We start from the raw sequence: 18,222 nt of genomic DNA, 5'->3' as shown, positions 1-18,222 counted from the left end.
TGAAGGCGTGCTGTGGCTGTTTTTGCCCTTCGTGGTGGTGCTGTCGGGCGTGGTGGCATACGCCGCCGACACCATTGCCCGCAAGGCCGGGCGCAAGCACATCCGGCTGTTCGGGCTGCGGCCCAAGACCACGGCGCTGCTGGTGGCGGTGGCGTCTGGCATGGCGATCAGTGCGGCCAGTCTGGCGGCCTTCCTGCTACTTAACCGCAACGCCGTGTCCACCATTGCCGAGGCCGATCAGCTCCGCCCCCGCATCGAGGCCCTGCGTCAAGAGGTGGGCGCGGTGCAGGGCGAGCTGAAGTCGGTTCAGGCCGAGCGCGATCAGGCGCAGCGGGAAGCCGACAAGTCCGCGAAGTTGCAGGCCCAGGCCGAGGCGAATCTGGCAACGATTCGCGGTCAGTTGGAGACCACCCGCGCCGCCGAGAAGACGCTGCGGGCCGAAACCAGGACCTTGCAGGGACAGGTAGACGAACAGACTGCCAACCTGAAAACCCTGGAGGTCCGCGCCGCCGAGAACCGCGCCAAGCTCCAGAAGTCCGAACAGGCCCTGAAAGCCAGTCAGGCCCGAGCGCAGACGCTGGACAGTCAGGTGGTGGAGCTGAATACCCGCGTCGCCCTAGCCGAGCAGGAGGCCCAGTCGGCCCAGGAGCGTGCCGACACGGCGCAGGCCACGGCGCAGGCCCAGCAGGACAGGGCGCTGACGGCCCAGGCCACGGCGAAAGCCGAGCAGGAACGGGCGCTGGGTGCCCAGGCGACGGCCAGGAGGCAGGTCCAGGAGGCGCAGGCCAGCGTCCAGCAGGCGAAACAAAGTGCCGCCGCGCAGATCAGCGCCGCGGGGAAGCAGGTCACGGACCTCAAAACCCAGGTTGCTGGCCTGGAACAGTCGCGCCAGCAGGCCGCCAACGCGTTGACCGTGGCCGTGGCCGCCGCCGCCGCCGCCAGACAGCAGCAACAGGTGGCGCAGCAAGCCAGGGATACGCTGGCCGCCCAGCGTGATCAGCTCACGGCGCAGCGCAACGCACTGACTGCTCAGCGCAATGCATTGACCGCCCAGCGCGACGCCCTGACGGTCCAGCGCGACAAACTGGTGGCCGATGGTGTCCGGCTGGCGCGGGAGCGCGATCAGGCGGCCCAAGAACGCACCCAGGCCACGGCGGACCGGGAGAAGGTTCGCAAGGATCTGACGGCCCTGCAACAGCAGCAGCAGCAACTCCGGGCCAGCAACGACGAACTGAAGAACAGCAACGATTCGCTGGCCCGCGCCCTGGCCGACGCCCGCGCCAGCCTGGGCCGCTTGCAGGACGAGAACCTGTCCAGTCGCACCGAACTGAGTGCCAGCCGCAACACCGATCTGGCCTATCCCAAGAACGAACTGGTCTACGCCGCCGTGGTGCCGGGCGTGCGCAACCTGGACGAGTTCCTGAAAGACGCCGCCGGGGCGGCCCAGGCGCGCGGCGCGAAAGCCACCGCCAGCGCCCCCAGCGCCCGCCTGAGCGGCACCGCCCGCACTGTCCTGGAAACCAAATTGCGCGGCCTGAACGTCAGCACCTTCGTGCAATGCCGCGCCGCCCAGAACGCCGCCGTGGGTTTTCCGGTGGACCTGAGTTGCGACGCCCGCCCCAACACAGTGTTGTACCGGGGCGGCGAGGTCATCCGGCGCGTCAGCATCACGCTGGGGGGCGATCCACGCGCCATGCAGGACCAGATCAGTGACCTCGTCAAGGACGCCGTGACCGACATCACCACGCGCGGCGTGCCCAGCGAGTACATCCTGAACAAGGGTCTGGACGTGTCGGAACTGGTCACGCTGATCGACCGCCTGAGCAAGCGCACAGGAACCACGGCGGTGGTGGGCGTGGCCGCGCGTGATGACGTGCGGCCCAGCATGCGGGTGGACCTGTACCCGGTGCTGCCCTGATCTGCCTTGCTGATCGCCCCGGACCATAAAAAGCCCTCCCGGTCAGGAGAGGGCCAGAGCCAGAGCTGAGTCAACTTCCGCCGGACACCAGGATTTCCACGCTCTTCAGTTCGTCTGCTGCCTTCCCGGCAATCGGGCCGTTGCCACTGTCGTTGCGCGTCAGTTTATCCAGCACGGCCTGACCTTCGATGACCTTGCCGAACACGGTGTACTGGCCGTCCAGAAAGTCGGCGGGGGCCACCGTGATGTAAAACTGGCTGCCCTGCGAATCCAGGCTGGCGGCCCGCGCCATGCCCAGAACGCCCGCACTGTCAAACTTCAGGCCGTTGCCGTTCTCGGCACTAAAGCTATACCCGGGGCCACCTGTGCCCCAGCGGTTTTTCTGTGCCGGGTCTGCACTCAGGGGATCGCCGCCCTGCGCCATGAAGCCGTCAATGACGCGGTGAAAACGCGTGCCGTCGTAGAAGTGGTTCAGCGCCAGAAACACGAAGTTGTTGACGGCCACAGGTGCGGCTTTGGCGTTCAGTTCCACTGTCACGTCGCCCTTCTCGGTTTTCAGCACGGCGCGGTAGGTCTTGGCCGGGTCGATCACCTGTGCGGCCTTAGCAAACTCGCGCACGGGCTTGTCACTCAGCGGCTTGACGGGCGTGAATGCGGAAGCGCTGGGCGGCGTCGTGGCTGGGGGAGTGACGGGTGTGGTCTTGGCAGGGGTAGGCTGGGCAGGAGTGGTCTGGGCGGTCTGCGCCTGGGTGTTCGGCGCGCAGGCCGCCAGCATCAGCAGCGAGGCGGAAAGCAGCAGGGTAGTGGGTTTATTAGTGTTCATAAGGGGCAGTATCCCAGCCTTTGATGGGAGCAAGGAGAGAACGCCCGCGTCCGCCTCTGCTCTGGCAGCGCTCACTCCAGCGGCAGGCTGGTGGTGTATTTCTCCTGCTTGACCAGAATGGTGCTGGCGGTGTTGCGGACACCGGGAATGGCGGCCAGGGTGTTGACCAGAAAGTGCTGATAGGCGTCCAGGTCGGGCACGCTGACCTTGAGCAGATAGTCGATGTCGCCCAGGCACAGGTAGCACTCCAGCACCTCGGGGCGCGCCTGCATCTGCGTGGCGAAGTCGTTGAAGCCCTGGCGGGTCTGCTTGTCCAGCGTCACGCGCACGAGAACCAGCAGATCGCGCCCCACCTTTTTGTGGTCCAGCAGCGCCACGTAACGCTGGATGATGCCCTCTTCCTCCAGCCGCCGCACCCGGCGCAACGTGGGAGCGGGGGTCAACCCGATCTCGTCGGCCAGTTCAGTGTTGGGCAGCCGGGCATCCCGCTGGAGAATAGTCAGGATTTGCTTGTCAATCGCATCAAGGTTGTTTTGAGACATCTTGATGCCTACTATGCCACGAATGAGCAATAATATTGCGTAAATACCCCTATCGAGGGCACCGTCTGGCAATCCTGGCAAAGGGCATTCCTGTTAGCATATCCCGTTCAAGCGGCCAGCAATCCAATCGTCTTTCCCAGCTTTCCGGCCCATGCGCGGCCCAGGAGAAAACCTTATGCAGATCGGACTTCCCAAGGAAATCAAGGTCAAGGAGAATCGTGTTGCTCTCACCCCTGGCGGGGCGGCCACGCTGGTCCGGCGCGGCCACACCGTCATTGTTCAGGAGGGTGCGGGTGTCGGCAGCGGCCTTCCCGATCAGCAATACATCGATGCGGGCGCAACAATCGGCACTGCCGAGGACGCCTGGGCCGCCGAGATGGTGGTCAAGGTCAAGGAGCCGATTGCCGCCGAGTACAAGTACCTGCGCGAGGACCTGCTGCTGTTTACCTACCTGCACCTGGCCGCAGATCGCCCGCTGACCGAGGCGCTGCTGGCGGCAGGCACCACGGGCGTGGCCTACGAAACCGTGCAGATTGAGGACCGCAGCCTGCCCCTGCTGACCCCCATGAGTGAGGTCGCGGGTCGCCTGAGCGTGCAGGCGGGCGCATACCACCTGCAAAAGCCGGTGGGCGGGCGCGGCGTGCTGCTGGGCGGCGTTCCTGGCGTGCCGCCCGGCCATGTGGTGATTCTGGGCGGCGGTGTGGTGGGCACCAATGCGGCCAAGATGGCGATGGGCCTGGGCGCGCGGGTCACCATCCTGGACGTCAGCCACCGCCGACTGACCTACCTGGACGACGTGTTCTTTGGCCGCCTGAGAACCATGATGAGCAGCGAGGCCAACATCCGCGCCCTGCTGCCCGAGGCGGACCTGCTGATCGGCGGCGTCCTGATCCCCGGCGCGAAGGCCCCCCATCTGGTCACCCGCGACATGCTGGGCCTGATGCAGGAGGGCAGCGTGATCGCGGACGTGGCGGTGGATCAGGGCGGCTGCGTGGAGACCATTCACCCCACCACCCACGACGATCCCACCTACGTGGTGGACGGCGTGGTGCATTACGGTGTGGCCAACATGCCGGGGGCTGTGCCGCGCACCAGCACCTTCGCCCTGACCAACGCCACCTTTCCGTACGTGCTGCTGCTGGCCGATGAGGGCCGCTACGTGCTGAAAAAGAACGCGGCGCTGCAACTGGGCGTCAACACCCACCGGGGCCAGTTGACCTACGGGGCCGTGGCCGAGGCTTTTGACCTGCCACATGTGGAAGTGGCGACGGCGCTGGGATAGAAGAAACCTGTCTGTTGCGGAGTTGTGCCAGTCAAAAGGAAGTCGAGAATAATGACTGGCACAGCAATTTCGCGACTCCTCACTCCTTTGTAAGGGATAGGTGGCCCGAAGGGACAGACTGTCAAAGTACAAGAGATGAATCTTCACGCAAAATACATTGACTGCTCATCTGACCGCTATACTTGAGGTCAGATGAAACTTTATGTTCCGGTCCTTGCCGCCTTGGGCGCTGCCTTTCTGTTTTATGGGGCGATGGCCGCCAGCGCAGCACCTGCCCGGCCCTGGACGGTGGCTGTTATATCTCGACGCCGACCACAACCTCGATTCCAGCGCTCTGGATGACCTAGTGGAGATGACCGAGGCCGGGCCACTGAAAAACGTGAATGTTGTTTACCAGCTTGACCGCAACGACGACGAGGAGGGCGCTGGGCCAGGTGTGGAACGCGGCGTGATCGAGAACGGCAAGCGCGTGAAGGTGGAGACACTGCCCGAACTGAACAGCGACGATCCCAAAAATGTCGCCGCATTCCTGAACTGGGCCTATGACGCCTATCCGTCGGCGCACCGGGGGCTGATCATGTGGGATCACGGCGGGCAGTGGGACGGCGGATTCGGCGGAGACACCCACGGCCCCGGCCTGAGCGAGGAGAACTCCGGCAATCTGAAGCCGGAGGCTTTCGCCGCCGCGTTGCAGGGCGTTCTTAAGACCCTGGGGGGCCAGCCGCTCGATTTTCTGGGCTTCGACACCTGCCTGATGGGCGGCGCGGAACTGATCGCACAGTTTGCGCCGCTCACCCGGCTGTATATCGCCGACGCCGAGATCGATTATGGCAACGGCTGGAATTACGCCCCGACGCTCAGGGCGCTGGACGCCGCTCCAGACATCAGCATGACCGCCTTCGGGGAGCAGGAGGTCAAGCTCTGGGAAGCGCAGCACCGCGAGGATGCCAGCGACAAGCTGTACGGCGTCCATGCGGCCTACGACACCAGCCGCTGGCCCGAGGTTCAGAAACAACTGGACGCCCTGTCGGTGACCCTCACGCCGCTGATCGGGGCGTCCAGCGCTGCCGGGTTCCTGTGGCGAGCGCGGGGCGAGGCGATTCAGTACTCCTTCGACAACGAGGGTCAGCCGGGCAAGACCCTGCCCTATGTCGATCTGGGACAGTTCGCGGCGAAGGTCTCGAAGTACAGCGGGGACGCGGGCGTCAAGGCCAGGGCGGCGGCACTGGGGACGGCCATTGATCAACTGGTGATTGCAAAGTCTGTGGGTTCGCGGCGTCAGGAGGCCTCGGCGCTGTCGATCTATTACCCGACCCAGAAGCAGACCGTGCCGGACGCGGAGTTGCTGGCCCGTTACAAGACCCTGCCGATGAACACCGTGTCGCCGAACACCGCTGGGGCGTGGGCTGGTTTTCAGCAGACCTGGGCAGAGGCCGTGCGGGCAGACACGACGCCGCCTGTGCTGAAAAATGCGGACCTGACGCCCAACAAGGACAGTGGTGCCGTGGTCAGCTTCACGGCAGAGGGGGCGGACGTCTATTCGGCGCTGGTCAGCCTGTATCAGGTCCTCGGCAAGGGCCAGTACCTGGACTACGGCGACGTGTACTACAAGCGGATCGTGGCGGGCGATTACAAGTTCGACTGGCAGACGCAGGCGTGGTCGATGGGCGACGGCGAGACCTCAAGTCTGATCACGGCGGACCGTGGCGACCCGGACGACGAGTTCATGTCCGCGTCTGCCCAGTACACGCCGCCGGGCAGCAAACCCTATGACGTGATCGTGCGGTTCACCGATGACGGCGAGGTGACCGGCCTGCTCGACGACAGCGGGGAGTCCCCGATTGGGATGGACGCCGAGGCGGGCGCGACGTTGCAGTTCTACTTGCGGACCTATGACGAGACCACCGACAAGTACGGCTGGCAGCTTCAGAAGGAAAAGCTGGACGTCACCGCAGATGACCTCTCGAATCTGCTGGCCGAGAAGTCCGAGTTACCCGACGGAACCTTCGAGCTGGATTTCAGCGTTTCCGACTACGCTGGGAATACCGCTAGCGACAATCTGGAAACCGACGTGCGTTAGAGCGGCAGGCGCGTGCGGCGGTTCATGCCCCGTGGTCTCGACTCAGATTCGGAGAGTTTGAAGACAGCCTGCCCGCGCTAAAGTCCCCCATGACCCGTCCCCAGCCCGGCGACTATCCACCCTTTTACGCCCGCTACGTCAACCTCGCACCAGAGGAAGATGTGGTGGGCGCGATGCTGGCGCAGGCCCCGCTGACCCGCGCCCAGATTCTGAACTTTGCAGACCGTCCCGATCACCGCTACGCCCCGGACAAGTGGAGCGTGAAGCAAGTCGTGGGTCACATGGCCGACACCGAGCGCGTTTTCGGCTTCCGGGCGCTGTGGTATGCCCGTGCCGATTCCTCACCGTTGCCCGGTTTCGAGCAGGACGACTGGATGGCCGCCAGTGACTTCGGTACACCGACGCTGGAGGAACTGCTGGCCGGATTCGAGGCGGCCCGCAGCAACAATTTATTCGTGTTGCGCCAGCTTGCGCCGGAAGCCTGGGCGCGGCAGGGCAGCGCCAACGGCCATCCCTTCACGGTGCGGGCCTACGCCCACGGGATGCTGGGTCATGAGCGGGCACATCTGCAAATTCTCATGGAGCGGTATACTTGAACCCGTAGATCTTGAGCAAGTAGCCAAAACAATTTCTGGCCCTGACCGTCGTGGTTGGGGTCAGTTCTGTTTCCCCACCGGAGGTCACTATGAATCCCACCCGAACCGCTTTGCGCCGCATCCACACGCTGATCCCCATGACCGGGGAACGCCTGTCGCCCACACCGCCGCTGCAAGACGCCGCCGTGGTGCTGGAGGGAAATGAAATCGTCTGGGTGGGGTTGGACCAGGAATTGCCTGCCGAGCTGCTAGAAGGCGCGGGGGTCCGTGATCTGAGCGGCCACGTTGTCTTGCCCGGTCTGGTGAACACCCACCATCACCTGTACCAGACCTTGACCCGCTGCCTGGCGGTGGATTCGGGGCTGTTCGACTGGCTGAAAACCCTTTATCCGATCTGGTTGAACCTGACGCCGGAAGCTGCCTATGACAGCGCCCAGCTTGGCCTGGCAGAGCTGGCGCTGAGCGGCTGCACCACCTCCTCTGATCACCTATACCTGTATCCGAACAGCGTGAAGTTGGACGACACCATCCGCGCCGCGAGTGACCTGGGCCTGCGCTTTCACCCCACGCGCGGCAGTATGAGCCTGGGCGAGTCTCAGGGTGGATTGCCACCAGACCGCGCCGTGGAACGTGAAGACGCCATCCTGGCCGATTCCGCGCGGCTGATCGATGCCTTCCATGATCCAGCCCGCCTTGCCATGACGCGCATTGCGCTGGCCCCATGTTCGCCGTTCTCGGTGACGGGCGATCTGATGCGCGAAAGCGCCGTACTGGCCCGCCAGAAAGGGGTGATGCTGCACACCCATCTGGCCGAGACCGCCGACGAGGACGCCTTCTGCCTGTCCAAATTCGGTCTGCGTCCGCTGGATTATGCCGAGTCGCTGGGCTGGACCGGGCCGGACGTGTGGTTCGCGCACGGCGTTCATTTCAGCGCGGACGATGCCGTGCGAATGGGGGCCTGTGGCTGCGGCGTGGCGCATTGCCCCAGCAGCAACATGCGGCTGGCCAGCGGGATTGCCCCCACCCGACAACTGCTGGAAGCGGGAGTGCGCGTGGCGCTGGGTGTGGATGGCAGCGCCAGCAACGACGGCTCGCACCTGCTGGCCGAGGCGCGGCAGGCGCTCCTGTCCTCGCGGGTGCGCGGCGTGCCGGGTCAGGCTCCCAACGCGGCGGACGCCCTGACCGCCTATGACGCCCTGTGGCTGGCGACACGCGGCGGGGCGTCCGTGCTGAACCGTGACGACATCGGGCAGCTTGCGCCGGGCTTTGCCGCCGATCTGATCGCCATTGATCTGCGCGATCTGGGCTATTCGGGGGCCAGACACGACCCGGTCAGCGCCCTGACCCTCTGCGCGCCGCCGCGTGTGGCGCTGAACATCGTGAATGGGCGCGTGATCGTGGAGGGTGGGGAGTTGCTGGGCGTGGAACTGCCCGCGCTGGTGGAACGCCACGACGCGCACAGCCGCCGGATGATCGGACTGGGCTGATGCTGGCGGCGTAGTCTGGACCTATGAAACACATTCCCAGCCAGACCCTGACCATGAACCCCGCTCCCGAAGCCAACTTCACCGGACAGGTCTGGATGGAACGTCAGGCCGTGGGCGTGCTGCGCGTGACCTTCACCCCTGGCGCGCGGACGGCGTGGCACACGCATCCGCAGGGGCAAACATTGATCGTCCTGAGTGGCGTGGGCCGGGTGCAGAAGCGCGGTGAAGCGGCCCTGACCATGACCGCCGGGGACGTGGTGCAGATCGACGCGGGCGAGGAACACTGGCACGGCGCGGCCCCCGACTCGCTGATGCAGCACCTCGCCATCAACGCGGGCGAAACCGTGTGGCTGGCCAAGGTGACGGATGGGGATTATGGAGTCTAGAGTTTTAGCGCCGTCCGCACCTGTTCCACCCGCGCAGATACGCTGCCCTTAACCTCCTGAAACCCGATGCCCCACGTTCCCAGCTCCTGCCGGATAAAGCCCTGCTGCACCGTGCGGACCGCCGTGTTGGCCCGCCAGCCATCCTGCTCGTGGGCCAGATCTTCGGCGCACAGGAATGTGTGGGCGTAGCGGGCGCGGCAGGCGTCGGCCAGCGCGTGTAGTTCTGGCAGGGCTGTGCCTGTGAGCAGATAGGACCACATCAGCGTGGTGGCGGCGTGGGTATCGCAGAAGACCCAGCGGTGGACGCCGGGGGTGCGGGCGGCCTCGTCTTCCAGGGCGCGGTGACCCAGCGCGATTTCCAGAAAGTGTTCGGGCGACAGCTTGCCGTCCTCGCGCTCGTACACGTCGCGGCCATATTCGCGGGCGTAGGTGGTGCCGCAGGCTTCGGCCAGCGCCCGCGTCAGCGTGCTTTTGCCGGTGCTTTCCGCGCCCAGCAGGACGACATGCCCCACGAAATGGGCGTAGATGGCAGGATCGAGAAACTGATGGTGCGCGTGAACATCGGCCCTCAACTGCGTTCCGCTGATCGGCACGATTTCCCGCGCCCGGTCCACGCACACATGCGCCGCGCCCAGTTCCGCCGCCAGCGCATCGCCGTAGTCCTCGCTGGTGTACACGGCGTCGGGGTGGATGCCCCATCCATCCAGCACGGAACGCACATAGGCGCGGTGAACCCCATCCGGCTCGCTGTTCAGGGGCGGGTTGGGCGCGTCGGGCAGCAGCTCCAGCCCTGGAAACAGCCGGGCGGGAAACAGTTCGCGTATCCAGTTCCGGCGCAGCGGTGAGGGCATCTGCGGAAAGTCCGGGCGGCTATAGACCCACACGCTCACCCGTTCGCACTGCTCAAGCGCCCGCTCCAGCAGCAGCATGTGCCCCCGGTGGAAGGGGGCGAATTTGCCGACGATCAGGGCATGGGCAAACTCAGGCAAAGGCCACTTCCCGCGCCTCGTCTTTTCTCCACTGCCGCCAGCCGTAGACGCTCATGCCCGCCAGGATGAATTGCAGACCGAACAGCACCCAGTACTGCGTGTGCCAGAAAAACACTGCCTGCACAGCGTTTACGGCCACCCAGACCGGCCAGGACCACGCCCAGCGGCGCGTCGTGGCGAAGTTGGCGATTAAAGCCAGTGTGACTGCCGCGAACTGCACGCCGTTCCACACATCACCGAAGTCGGTCAGGAACACCGTATAGGCGAAGATCAGCAGGCTGGCGGCCCAGGTTACGCCGTACCACAACGGCTCGTTGAAGCGAATCTCGCCGCGTGCGCGCCGGGCCTCCAGATGCCACAGGTACAGGCCGTGAATGCCGAACAGCAGGTACGTGACCTGCAACCCCGCCAGCATCCACTGCCCGCCCGCCAGGAACAGCAGGAAGTACGGCAGCAGCGAGGCGTTGCTCCAGTGCCAGTAGGTGCTGGCCTTGCCCCACAGGTAATACAGGCTGACGAGGACGCACAGGCCGCCCGCCAGATCGAGGGCCAGGGGCGGCAGGGTGAGGCCGAGAAGGGTCACGACATTACCTCAAGTGCCAAGCTGAGTTGAGTTGCTGACTGAGGGCCGAAACGCGTTCCTTCAACTCTTGTCGGGTCCAGGCAGGTAGATCGAGAACGCCTACTTCCACGGTACGCCCCTCGCTCAGCTCAGAATTGATGAGTGGAGCCAAGCGGTAGTGCGTTTGCTGTGAAGGTGGTGGGTTCTTCAAAACGGACATGCGAGACTCCAGCCCGCCCTCAAATTTTCCGAAGTACACCGCTTTGCCAGCTACCATCAAGACATAGATGCCACGTGCAACATCGGGTGCGGTCCGTTTGAAGGTGTGTTGCTTGCCCGATAGCTCCCAGGCTCCAAAGTGTTCAAACTCAACCAGTCCAGTCATATACCCTCCCGCAAAGTCCCGCGCAACTCCATCAGCAGTTCGCCCAGGCGGTTGCGGCCCGAACCATCGCCGCCGTCGGCCCAGTAGGCGTCGTTGCGGGTGTGCTCCACGAGAATCGCGTCGCCCGTCCCTAACAAGAGCGCACGCAACTCTGGATACTGCGTGAATTTGGCATGCAGGGCTGCCTGCATCACGTCGTCTTTCACGGCGTCCCAGTCAGGGCGGAAGGGTAGATCACGCCTGCGCCCCATCTGTGCGGCCAGCATGGGCGTGGACTGCGCGCGGACCTCTTCCTCAAACGGCGTTCCGGCAAATTTCTGCGCCTGGAAATAATGTTCGGAAGTGGGCTACGTCACACCCCCGATGTCGATGGGATGGCGGCTGAAATTGCTGAATTCGCCGTAAGGCTTGTCGGTTGCGTAAAAAAGAATCTGCTGCATGGTCAAGCCTCCATTTGCCCGCCGCGCCGCCAGAGGTCAGGGGAGCTGAACGGGTGTACTGTCACTTTAGGTGCCTTGCTTTCTTACGGGTCTGAGGCGCTGAAAGTGGCCACGTCGTCTGCCGAAGCCTTACCCGCCGGTCATCCCGGCACTGGAGGAACCATGCTCACCCGTCCCCGCCTGTTTGGCCTGACGCTGCTGACCCTCGCCATTACCGCCTGCGGCGGCCCGGTCACTCCGCCTCCGGCATCTCTTGTTCCCACGGCCACCATTACTTCCGGCGCGACGGAGAACGGCACCAACGCCAATCCCCTGCCCACCACCGTCACCATCACCGGGACCAATCTTCTGGGGGCCACGCTGGACTTTGGCGGCACAGGCCCAGGCACCAATTTGGTGATCAACGCGGCAGGCACCATGCTGACTGTGACCGCGCCGCCGAATCTGCCGGGCCGCCGCCCCGTGGTCGTGACCACCCCGAATGGCAAGGTCAATGCCGGGACGTACACCTTCCGGCAACCCACCCCCAGGCCCAACGTCTACCTGCTGAGCGCCAGCCCCACCAGTGGTCCAGCAGTGGGCGGCACCACCGTCACCTTGGCCTTCGACGGCAACCTGACCTATAACCCGGGCGATCCGGCTGGTTTCACCCTCCCCAACGTGTACTTCGGGGCGGTTCAGGCCACCGGGGTCACGGCTCCCGTTCTGGCTATCGGCCCCGGCCCGACTGAGAAATACACGATTACTGCTGTGGCCCCCGCTGGCAGCGGCTTTGCGGACATCACCCTGAAATGCCCGGTGGCGAGTTGCTACACCTTCAGCACCACCAATTCCGTGCCGTTCCAGTATTTGCCGTAAGAAATGTGGCCGGACGCCACTGACGCCATGCATGGTCATTCCGCTGGTAGATGCGTCTTGAGATCTATTGCGCCCATATAACCCTCGCCTGCGAAGTGCGCCACCACGCGAATTGGCCCTACGATTGCCGCATTGAAACTGTCCAGTTCCTCGGCAGGTACCCACAATTCCTGGTGTTGGTCCTGTGCGCCTACCACCTGAATCTTGTAGCGCGTTGCTACATCCGCTTGGACGTCAAATTCAGTGACGAAGCCTACGGGCGGATTGTTGCGCCTGGCATTCCAGTCGCGCGCAATCTCCTCCGCGTAGGGGCGGTTCAGCACCGGGTAGAAGATGGGCTGGTCTGGCAACCGGGGCGGCCAAGCCCGCCAGCCGCTTTGCGCCAGCAGCCGAAGCTCGTGCAGGCCCGTGGGACGCCACAGAGTCACGGTGTCGCCCACGGGTGGCCAAGGCAAAGTGCGCTCGGCATTGGGTGGAAAAAGAGTGTTGAGCCAGTCATTCTTCATAAATTCCCCCCTCCAATCCGGCACAGCGTTGCCACCTGCCGCGCCAGTGCCGTTAATTTCCAGCTCTCGCCCTCCCGCACCAGCACCCCCAGTTGCCCCAGCCCCAGCAGCGCCGCCGCGAATTCCTGCCGGGTCAGGCTCGCCACCGTCGCAGACGTGCCAACGGGAATGCGGTCCTCAAAGGGTTCTATCGGGTCTAGCAGGTCAAACAGGCCCACGAACACATGCGTTTCGCGGTCCGATAGCTCCCCGATAATCCGCAGCGTCTGAAACTTGTCCAGTGCGGGCGGCGGGAAGTTCAGCAGGCATCCGGCCAGGGCGCGGGCGATGAAGCGCAGTTTGGCCTCGGATTCGGCCACCTCTGCCGCGCGCACCGCCTGAACCACGTTGGCCCGGAAGGCATCCGAGCGCAGGTAGGCGTGGTCCACGCTATCCGCATACGCCCTGGTCAGCGCGCGAAATTCGGCCTCCAGAAACTGGGCGAGGCGGGCGGCCTGCTCAGGATTGGCCGAGGCTGACCACGTTTGAACGGCAGTAGGGGAGAGGCCCAGCGGTTCGAGGGTGTGTAGGGCGGGGAGGAGAGGGGTGAGGGCGTTCATTGAACTAGCCTTCCCATACTTCTCCATAATTTTCTTGCCAAATTGTTCCAATCAATTCTCGCGTCAAGACTTTTGTTTTAGACTTGAGATTTTTTAAGCGGCTGAGTGCCATAGCGCCATAGATTAGATGATGCGTGCAGGTGCTATGATACTCAATTACCTCAGAATCCTTCGTCAAGGCTAGAATAATGTCATTGCATCTTTCGATTGAACTGTCGAATATGTAGTCATCTGAATCGATAGACACGTATCTGTTTCGCGACTCAATACACCTAAGCGATCTAGCCAATTGGATTTTATTGTGATCGGTTAACTTTATATCCAGAGCAACAAATTTTTCGGTGAAGTCGCTAAATATTTTATCTAAATCGAAACGATCAAACCAAGGAATCTTAACAATCCCTGATTTCCTATGAATCAGGCAGGCCACATGCTGTGAATATGATCCAAATGCAGTATTGTAATAGATCTCTTCCTTGCCAATATGCATTGTGATTCTATGACCTGCCAGCGCGAGTATATCGTCAAATTCTGCCGGCATATAGTTCAAGGAATTGGAATAAAAGCTAGCCAACCAGGTGGAATCTTCAACAAATAGTGGATGTAGTTTTGCCCCTACTTCGCTCACCCCCGCCCCCTCACATCCTCTAAGCTATCCCTAACCAGCAACTCACCATCCCTGTACACCGTCCGCATCAACGAGCCGGGGAAGTCGGTGTCGAAGGTGTAATACGCCCGCGTGGTCATGCGGCCATTTTCCATGACCAGATCCAGTACGCCATCCTTGCTGCGCTTGCCAGGATCGGTCACGGGGTCTTTGTAGATGCCCCGGTACGCGCCGTCGATCACGCCCGCGCTGGCCTTGTAGGCAAAGCGCTGGGTGTCACGGTCCACCTTTTGCAGCAGCGCCCCGCCCATGCCGAAGGTGACGTTCTCGGCGCTAAAGCCGTCCACCAGCAGGTTTTGCAAGATCTGGGTAATGCTCTGTTCGTCAATCCCGTCGCCCTGAATCACGCGCACATGGTTGAGAACCTGATAGCCCTTCTTATTGACCGTGGTGCCAAATTTGGCGGCCAGGGCGCGCACGGCCAGCCGCACCATCGCAGGCGGTTCGCCGCTGTCGGGCCGGACCACCAGGGTGCCGCCGCTGTCGATCACCAGTTGCCGCAGCGTTTCGCCCCAGTGGGTGTTGATAGCGTATTTCAGGTCATAGGAGTCGCTGACCACCGAGTACAATCCGCCCGGCTTGCCGAACTGCGTGACCATGTTGCGGTAGGCATCCACCTCATGTTCCTTACCCCAACTGGTAATGGTGCTGTGTTCGGCGGCGGGGATGGAAAAGCCCGCGATGTCGGCGTCGTAGTGGTTGCGGGCCACGCGCAGGGCTTCCAGCGTATCGCTGCCCTGAAAGTTGACCAGATGCGCCAGCGCCCCCAGGCCCGCGCTCTCGCGGCTGGACACGCCCCGGCTGCCGAAGTCGTGCAGCTTGAAGGGCAGTTCCGCCGCCGCATCATCGCAGGTCTGCTCCAGCGCCTTGCCGATGATCTGGCGGATGTGCCAGCTCTGCGTGCAGACCGTGATCGGATACCACACCCGCATCAGCATGGTCTCGAACCAGCCCACCAGCCACGGCAGCTCGGGATCGGTGTTGGTCACGCTCATCAGCACGTTGTGGATGGGAACGAGAGTGCCTTCGGGCACGGCGCGCACTTCCAGCGGGAGTTTGCCGCCGTGGACGTTCACTACACGCATCCAGCCGTCGTAGGGGAAGGGTTCGCCGTGCGGTTCGATCAGGCTGCGGGCTTCTTCCACCATCTCGGCGGTAATCCGGCGCGTCAGGTAGCGGTCCAGAATGTATTGCAGCCCAAAAAAGCGCGTGACTGGGTAGCGCCCGCCTCGGCTTTCCAGGTACGAGAACAGCCGCGTGGTGCCGGGGGGGTATTGCAAAAAGTGGCTGCTCTTGTAGCTGTCGGTGTCGATGATCAGGTTGTCGTCGCTCAGGTGTGGGAGGGCAGTGCGGGTCATGGTGGAACCTCCTGTGGTCCTTCTTTCTGTCGCTCATAATTAAAAAATAGACTATGAGTAGTATGAGTCAAGCGTCTCTCGTTCCTGCCTTCTCTGAATCGGATGGGACTTTTCTCGCACTTTAGACCCCACTGGGGGGCCTGGGTCGGATGGGAAGTCCTTCATACCCGCGTAGAGGGGTTGCCTTTAGCATTTCTTTATGACTGCGCGGCTGTGGCCTTCCCTTCTGCTTCTCACCGCCGCATTGATCGGCTGTGGCGCTGCGCCGGGGCAAGCCGGGGCTACGCTGCCCCCACAGCCCCAGACACAACCACACGATCACCCGCCGGGAACGCCGCCCCTGCCCACCGCCAATCTGTCGCGCGTTGACTGGAGCGCCGCCTCCACCTGGCCCGGCGGCAAGCTTCCGGCAGCCGGGCAGACCGTGACCCTGCCCGCTGGCAAGCGCGTCGTGCTGGACGTGTCGCCCCCTGATCTGGCGGGCCTGACCATCCCAGCGGGCAGTGCGCTGGAATTTGCCGGGCAGGACCTGACGCTGCGTGCTGGGTGGATCATGCTGCACGGTGAATTGCGCGTGGGCAGCGAGGCCAGTCCCTTCACCCACCGCGCCGAAATCGTGCTGACCGATCAGACGCCCGGCGAGGACGTGATGGGCATGGGGGACCGCGTGATCGGCGTGATGGGCGGCGCGCTGGAACTGCACGGACAGCCCCGGCTGGCCTGGACCCGCCTGAGTGCCACCGCATTGGCGGGCAGTCGCACTCTCACACTGGACCGCGCCCCCGACTGGGTGGCAGGCGACACCCTGACCCTGACCAGCACCGATTTTGGCCCCGCCCAGACTGAGGAAGTGGCCGTGCAGAGCGTTTCTGGCAAGACGGTCACGCTGGTCTTGCCGTTGAAATACACCCACTGGGGCCAGGATGCGAAGTTTGGAACGCGCACTGTCTCCGAGCGCGCGGAGGTGGGCCTGCTGACGCGCAACATCCGTGTCTCTGCGGGTGAGGACGCCCTGAAAACGGGGCTGGGCGCGCAGATCATGGTGATGGCTGGAGGGCAGGCCCGCATTGAGGGCGTGGAACTGACGCGGGTGGGCCAGCGCAATGCCCTGCGCCGCTATCCGGTCCACTTTCATCAGGTGGGCGACGCCTCGGCCTCATATGTGTGGGGCAACAGCATTCATGCCTCGTTCAACCGCTGCGTCACCATCCACGGCACCCGGAATCTGCGCGTGCAGGACAACGTGACCTACGACAGCGTGGGCCACTGCCTCTTCCTGGAGGACGGTGACGAGACGGGCAATACCATCTCCGGCAACCTGCTGACACGGGTGCGTGCGCCCGAAAAGAAGCGTGGCGAGACGCCGTTGCTGCCCAGCGACAAGCGCCCGGCGGCGTTCTGGATCACCAATCCGGCCAACACGGTTACGGGCAACGTGGCGGCAGGGGTGGACGGCGTGGGCTTCTGGTTCGCGCTGCCCGAGCATCCCACCGGACTGGCCACCGAGCGCAGTAAAACCATCTGGCCGCGCCGCACGCCGCTGGGAACCTTCGGCGGCAACATGGCCCACAGCGGCGATACCGGCCTGAACGTTGATAACGGCCCCCGTCCCGATGGCACCACCGAGGGCGCGTATTACCAGCCCCTCAGCAATCCGGCGGATGGCAAATCGGCAGGGGTGCGCGCCAGCTTTCTGGGATTCACCGCCTACAAGCAGCGCGATCACGGCGTCTGGCTGCGTGGCGCGGGCCTGATGCTGGGCGGCGCGACACTGGCCGACAACGGCGTGGGGGCCACCTTCGCCGCCAACGACTCAGTGATGGACGGCGCGCTGCTGGTGGGCGAGACCGCCAACCTGGGTACCCCCGAAGACTGGGAGACGAAGGGAGCCGGGGGCCGCAGCCTGCCCCGTCCCTGGGATGCGTCTTTCCCCATTCGCGGCTACGAGTTCTACGACGGCCACGTGTCCATCCAGAACAGCGCTGTCGCCGCCTTCAAATCCACCTCCGTGCGGCAGGCCAGCGGACTGGGCTACCTGACTGGGAACGCTTTCGCGCTGGAACCGCAGAACGACGCGCGCGGACTGTCCTGGCTGGACGACAGCGCCCGCGTGTACTTTCCACCCGCCACAGTGGGGATGGACGGCGATCTGGCCGCCACTTTCCTGGACGTGGACGGAAGTGTGGGCGGCGCGGCGGGCAGGACCGTCACCGCCAGCCCCCTGTTGAAAGACGCCCCCGACTGCGCGGCGAAAACGGTCTGGAACGCCAGCCTGTGCGCGGGCCAGTACGCGCAGTTGTGGCTGAACGATGTGAACGGGGGCAAGATTGCGCCGCTGAATGTCAAGAATGCGCGTGGAGCGGCTGTGAGTCTCAGCGGCACGCCTTCCAACCGCACCGACTTCCACACCAGCGTGCGCCTGAATGAAAGCTACGCACTCACGCCGTCCGGGGCCTCGGCCCACCTGCGCCTGGGCTTCGGCGGGCGCACCCCCGGCGACACCCTGCGCCTGAACCTGCCCGCGTCCGGCGATCTGGCGCTGTACCGCGACTGGTGGGTGGACGAGCGCAACCGCCTGAAAAAAGTGTCGCTGGCCGATCTGGAGAAATCCACAGGCGATAGCTACGCGCTGGATGGTGGCAAGCTATATCTGAAACTGGTGGTGCAGAAGGATCGCGACTATGCCGTGGTGGACGTGTGTGTAGCCGCGCTGTGTAAATAGATGTGTAAAGAGTGGCAACGGA

The 18,222-nt window shown here is 63.7% G+C and carries 17 protein-coding genes and 1 pseudogene; 8 read left to right on the top strand and 10 right to left on the bottom strand.

What is annotated here, in order from left to right; genetic code table 11:
* Positions 1–7: 7 nt before the first annotated feature.
* Positions 8–1,918: a DUF3084 domain-containing protein gene (locus DAAJ005_RS15990; RefSeq protein ID WP_151847975.1), complete on the top strand. Its 1,911-nt coding sequence runs from the start codon at positions 8–10 to the stop codon at positions 1,916–1,918.
* Between the two features lie 70 nt (positions 1,919–1,988).
* Here the strand turns inward: DAAJ005_RS15990 and DAAJ005_RS15985 are convergent, their stop codons facing one another.
* Positions 1,989–2,741 carry a peptidylprolyl isomerase gene (locus tag DAAJ005_RS15985; RefSeq protein WP_151847974.1) on the bottom strand — a complete coding sequence of 251 codons (753 nt, stop codon included), beginning with the start codon at positions 2,739–2,741 and terminating at the stop codon, positions 1,989–1,991.
* Between the two features lie 71 nt (positions 2,742–2,812).
* On the bottom strand, positions 2,813–3,283 hold the full coding sequence (locus tag DAAJ005_RS15980) for an Lrp/AsnC family transcriptional regulator (RefSeq protein WP_151847973.1): 471 nt from the start codon (positions 3,281–3,283) through the stop codon (positions 2,813–2,815).
* 175 nt (positions 3,284–3,458) lie between these two features.
* Between DAAJ005_RS15980 and ald the strand changes: the two genes are divergently transcribed.
* The 5 genes from ald to DAAJ005_RS15955 all read left to right on the top strand — a co-directional run bounded on the left by ald (position 3,459) and on the right by DAAJ005_RS15955 (position 9,114).
* The gene (ald, locus tag DAAJ005_RS15975; protein WP_151847972.1) at positions 3,459–4,565 is read left to right on the top strand and encodes an alanine dehydrogenase; all 1,107 of its coding nucleotides are present in this window, start codon (positions 3,459–3,461) and stop codon (positions 4,563–4,565) included.
* A gap of 244 nt (positions 4,566–4,809) precedes the next feature.
* Positions 4,810–6,645, top strand: coding sequence for a clostripain-related cysteine peptidase (locus tag DAAJ005_RS15970; RefSeq protein ID WP_192930804.1), 1,836 nt, complete (start codon positions 4,810–4,812; stop codon positions 6,643–6,645).
* An 89-nt stretch (positions 6,646–6,734) separates the two neighbouring features.
* Positions 6,735–7,241 carry a DinB family protein gene (locus DAAJ005_RS15965; RefSeq protein ID WP_151847970.1) on the top strand — a complete coding sequence of 169 codons (507 nt, stop codon included), beginning with the start codon at positions 6,735–6,737 and terminating at the stop codon, positions 7,239–7,241.
* Positions 7,242–7,330: 89 nt separating this feature from the next.
* Complete coding sequence (locus DAAJ005_RS15960) at positions 7,331–8,728, top strand: 8-oxoguanine deaminase (RefSeq protein WP_226342480.1); 1,398 nt, start codon at positions 7,331–7,333, stop codon at positions 8,726–8,728.
* A gap of 23 nt (positions 8,729–8,751) precedes the next feature.
* Positions 8,752–9,114 (top strand): cupin domain-containing protein, encoded by a 363-nt coding sequence (locus tag DAAJ005_RS15955; protein ID WP_151847969.1) that lies wholly within the window; start codon positions 8,752–8,754, stop codon positions 9,112–9,114.
* Here the strand turns inward: DAAJ005_RS15955 and DAAJ005_RS15950 are convergent.
* The 4 genes and pseudogenes from DAAJ005_RS15950 to DAAJ005_RS15935 all read right to left on the bottom strand — a co-directional run.
* A complete protein-coding gene (locus DAAJ005_RS15950) occupies positions 9,111–10,103 on the bottom strand; it encodes an AAA family ATPase (RefSeq protein ID WP_151847968.1) in 993 nt (330 codons plus the stop codon). The genes DAAJ005_RS15955 and DAAJ005_RS15950 overlap by 4 nt on opposite strands.
* Positions 10,096–10,686 carry a nicotinamide mononucleotide transporter family protein gene (locus DAAJ005_RS15945; RefSeq protein ID WP_151847967.1) on the bottom strand — a complete coding sequence of 197 codons (591 nt, stop codon included), beginning with the start codon at positions 10,684–10,686 and terminating at the stop codon, positions 10,096–10,098. The genes DAAJ005_RS15950 and DAAJ005_RS15945 overlap by 8 nt, the downstream gene beginning before the upstream one ends.
* Positions 10,687–10,690: 4 nt before the next feature.
* Positions 10,691–11,050: a hypothetical protein gene (locus DAAJ005_RS15940; RefSeq protein ID WP_151847966.1), complete on the bottom strand. Its 360-nt coding sequence runs from the start codon at positions 11,048–11,050 to the stop codon at positions 10,691–10,693.
* Positions 11,047–11,385 (bottom strand): annotated as a pseudogene (locus DAAJ005_RS15935) (NADAR family protein); the annotation flags it as partial. The pseudogene DAAJ005_RS15935 and the gene DAAJ005_RS15940, both read right to left, overlap by 4 nt.
* 267 nt (positions 11,386–11,652) lie before the next feature.
* Here DAAJ005_RS15935 and DAAJ005_RS15930 point away from each other — a divergent pair.
* The gene (locus DAAJ005_RS15930) at positions 11,653–12,348 is read left to right on the top strand and encodes an IPT/TIG domain-containing protein (RefSeq protein WP_151847965.1); all 696 of its coding nucleotides are present in this window, start codon (positions 11,653–11,655) and stop codon (positions 12,346–12,348) included.
* A gap of 35 nt (positions 12,349–12,383) precedes the next feature.
* On the opposite strand, the gene DAAJ005_RS15925 is transcribed toward DAAJ005_RS15930, so the two are convergent.
* From DAAJ005_RS15925 to DAAJ005_RS15910, 4 genes are read right to left on the bottom strand one after another with little or no spacing between them, the layout of a single operon-like run.
* Complete coding sequence (locus DAAJ005_RS15925) at positions 12,384–12,854, bottom strand: hypothetical protein (protein WP_226342479.1); 471 nt, start codon at positions 12,852–12,854, stop codon at positions 12,384–12,386.
* Positions 12,851–13,453 (bottom strand): hypothetical protein, encoded by a 603-nt coding sequence (locus DAAJ005_RS15920; protein ID WP_151847964.1) that lies wholly within the window; start codon positions 13,451–13,453, stop codon positions 12,851–12,853. Before DAAJ005_RS15920 ends, DAAJ005_RS15925 begins: the two co-directional genes overlap by 4 nt.
* Positions 13,454–13,457: 4 nt before the next feature.
* Complete coding sequence (locus tag DAAJ005_RS15915; protein WP_151847963.1) at positions 13,458–14,081, bottom strand: hypothetical protein; 624 nt, start codon at positions 14,079–14,081, stop codon at positions 13,458–13,460.
* Entirely contained in the window at positions 14,078–15,478 is a 1,401-nt protein-coding gene (locus DAAJ005_RS15910; protein WP_151847962.1) for a nicotinate phosphoribosyltransferase, read from the bottom strand. The genes DAAJ005_RS15915 and DAAJ005_RS15910 overlap by 4 nt, the downstream gene beginning before the upstream one ends.
* 199 nt (positions 15,479–15,677) lie before the next feature.
* On the opposite strand from DAAJ005_RS15910, the gene DAAJ005_RS15905 reads away from it, so the two are divergent.
* Positions 15,678–18,200 carry a G8 domain-containing protein gene (locus DAAJ005_RS15905; protein ID WP_151847961.1) on the top strand — a complete coding sequence of 841 codons (2,523 nt, stop codon included), beginning with the start codon at positions 15,678–15,680 and terminating at the stop codon, positions 18,198–18,200.
* Positions 18,201–18,222: the final 22 nt, after the last annotated feature.

This window comes from Deinococcus sp. AJ005 (assembly GCF_009017495.1).
Lineage (GTDB): Bacteria > Deinococcota > Deinococci > Deinococcales > Deinococcaceae > Deinococcus.
Note: the sequence above shows the minus strand (reverse complement) of the source record. Positions and strands in the feature narration are given on the sequence as shown.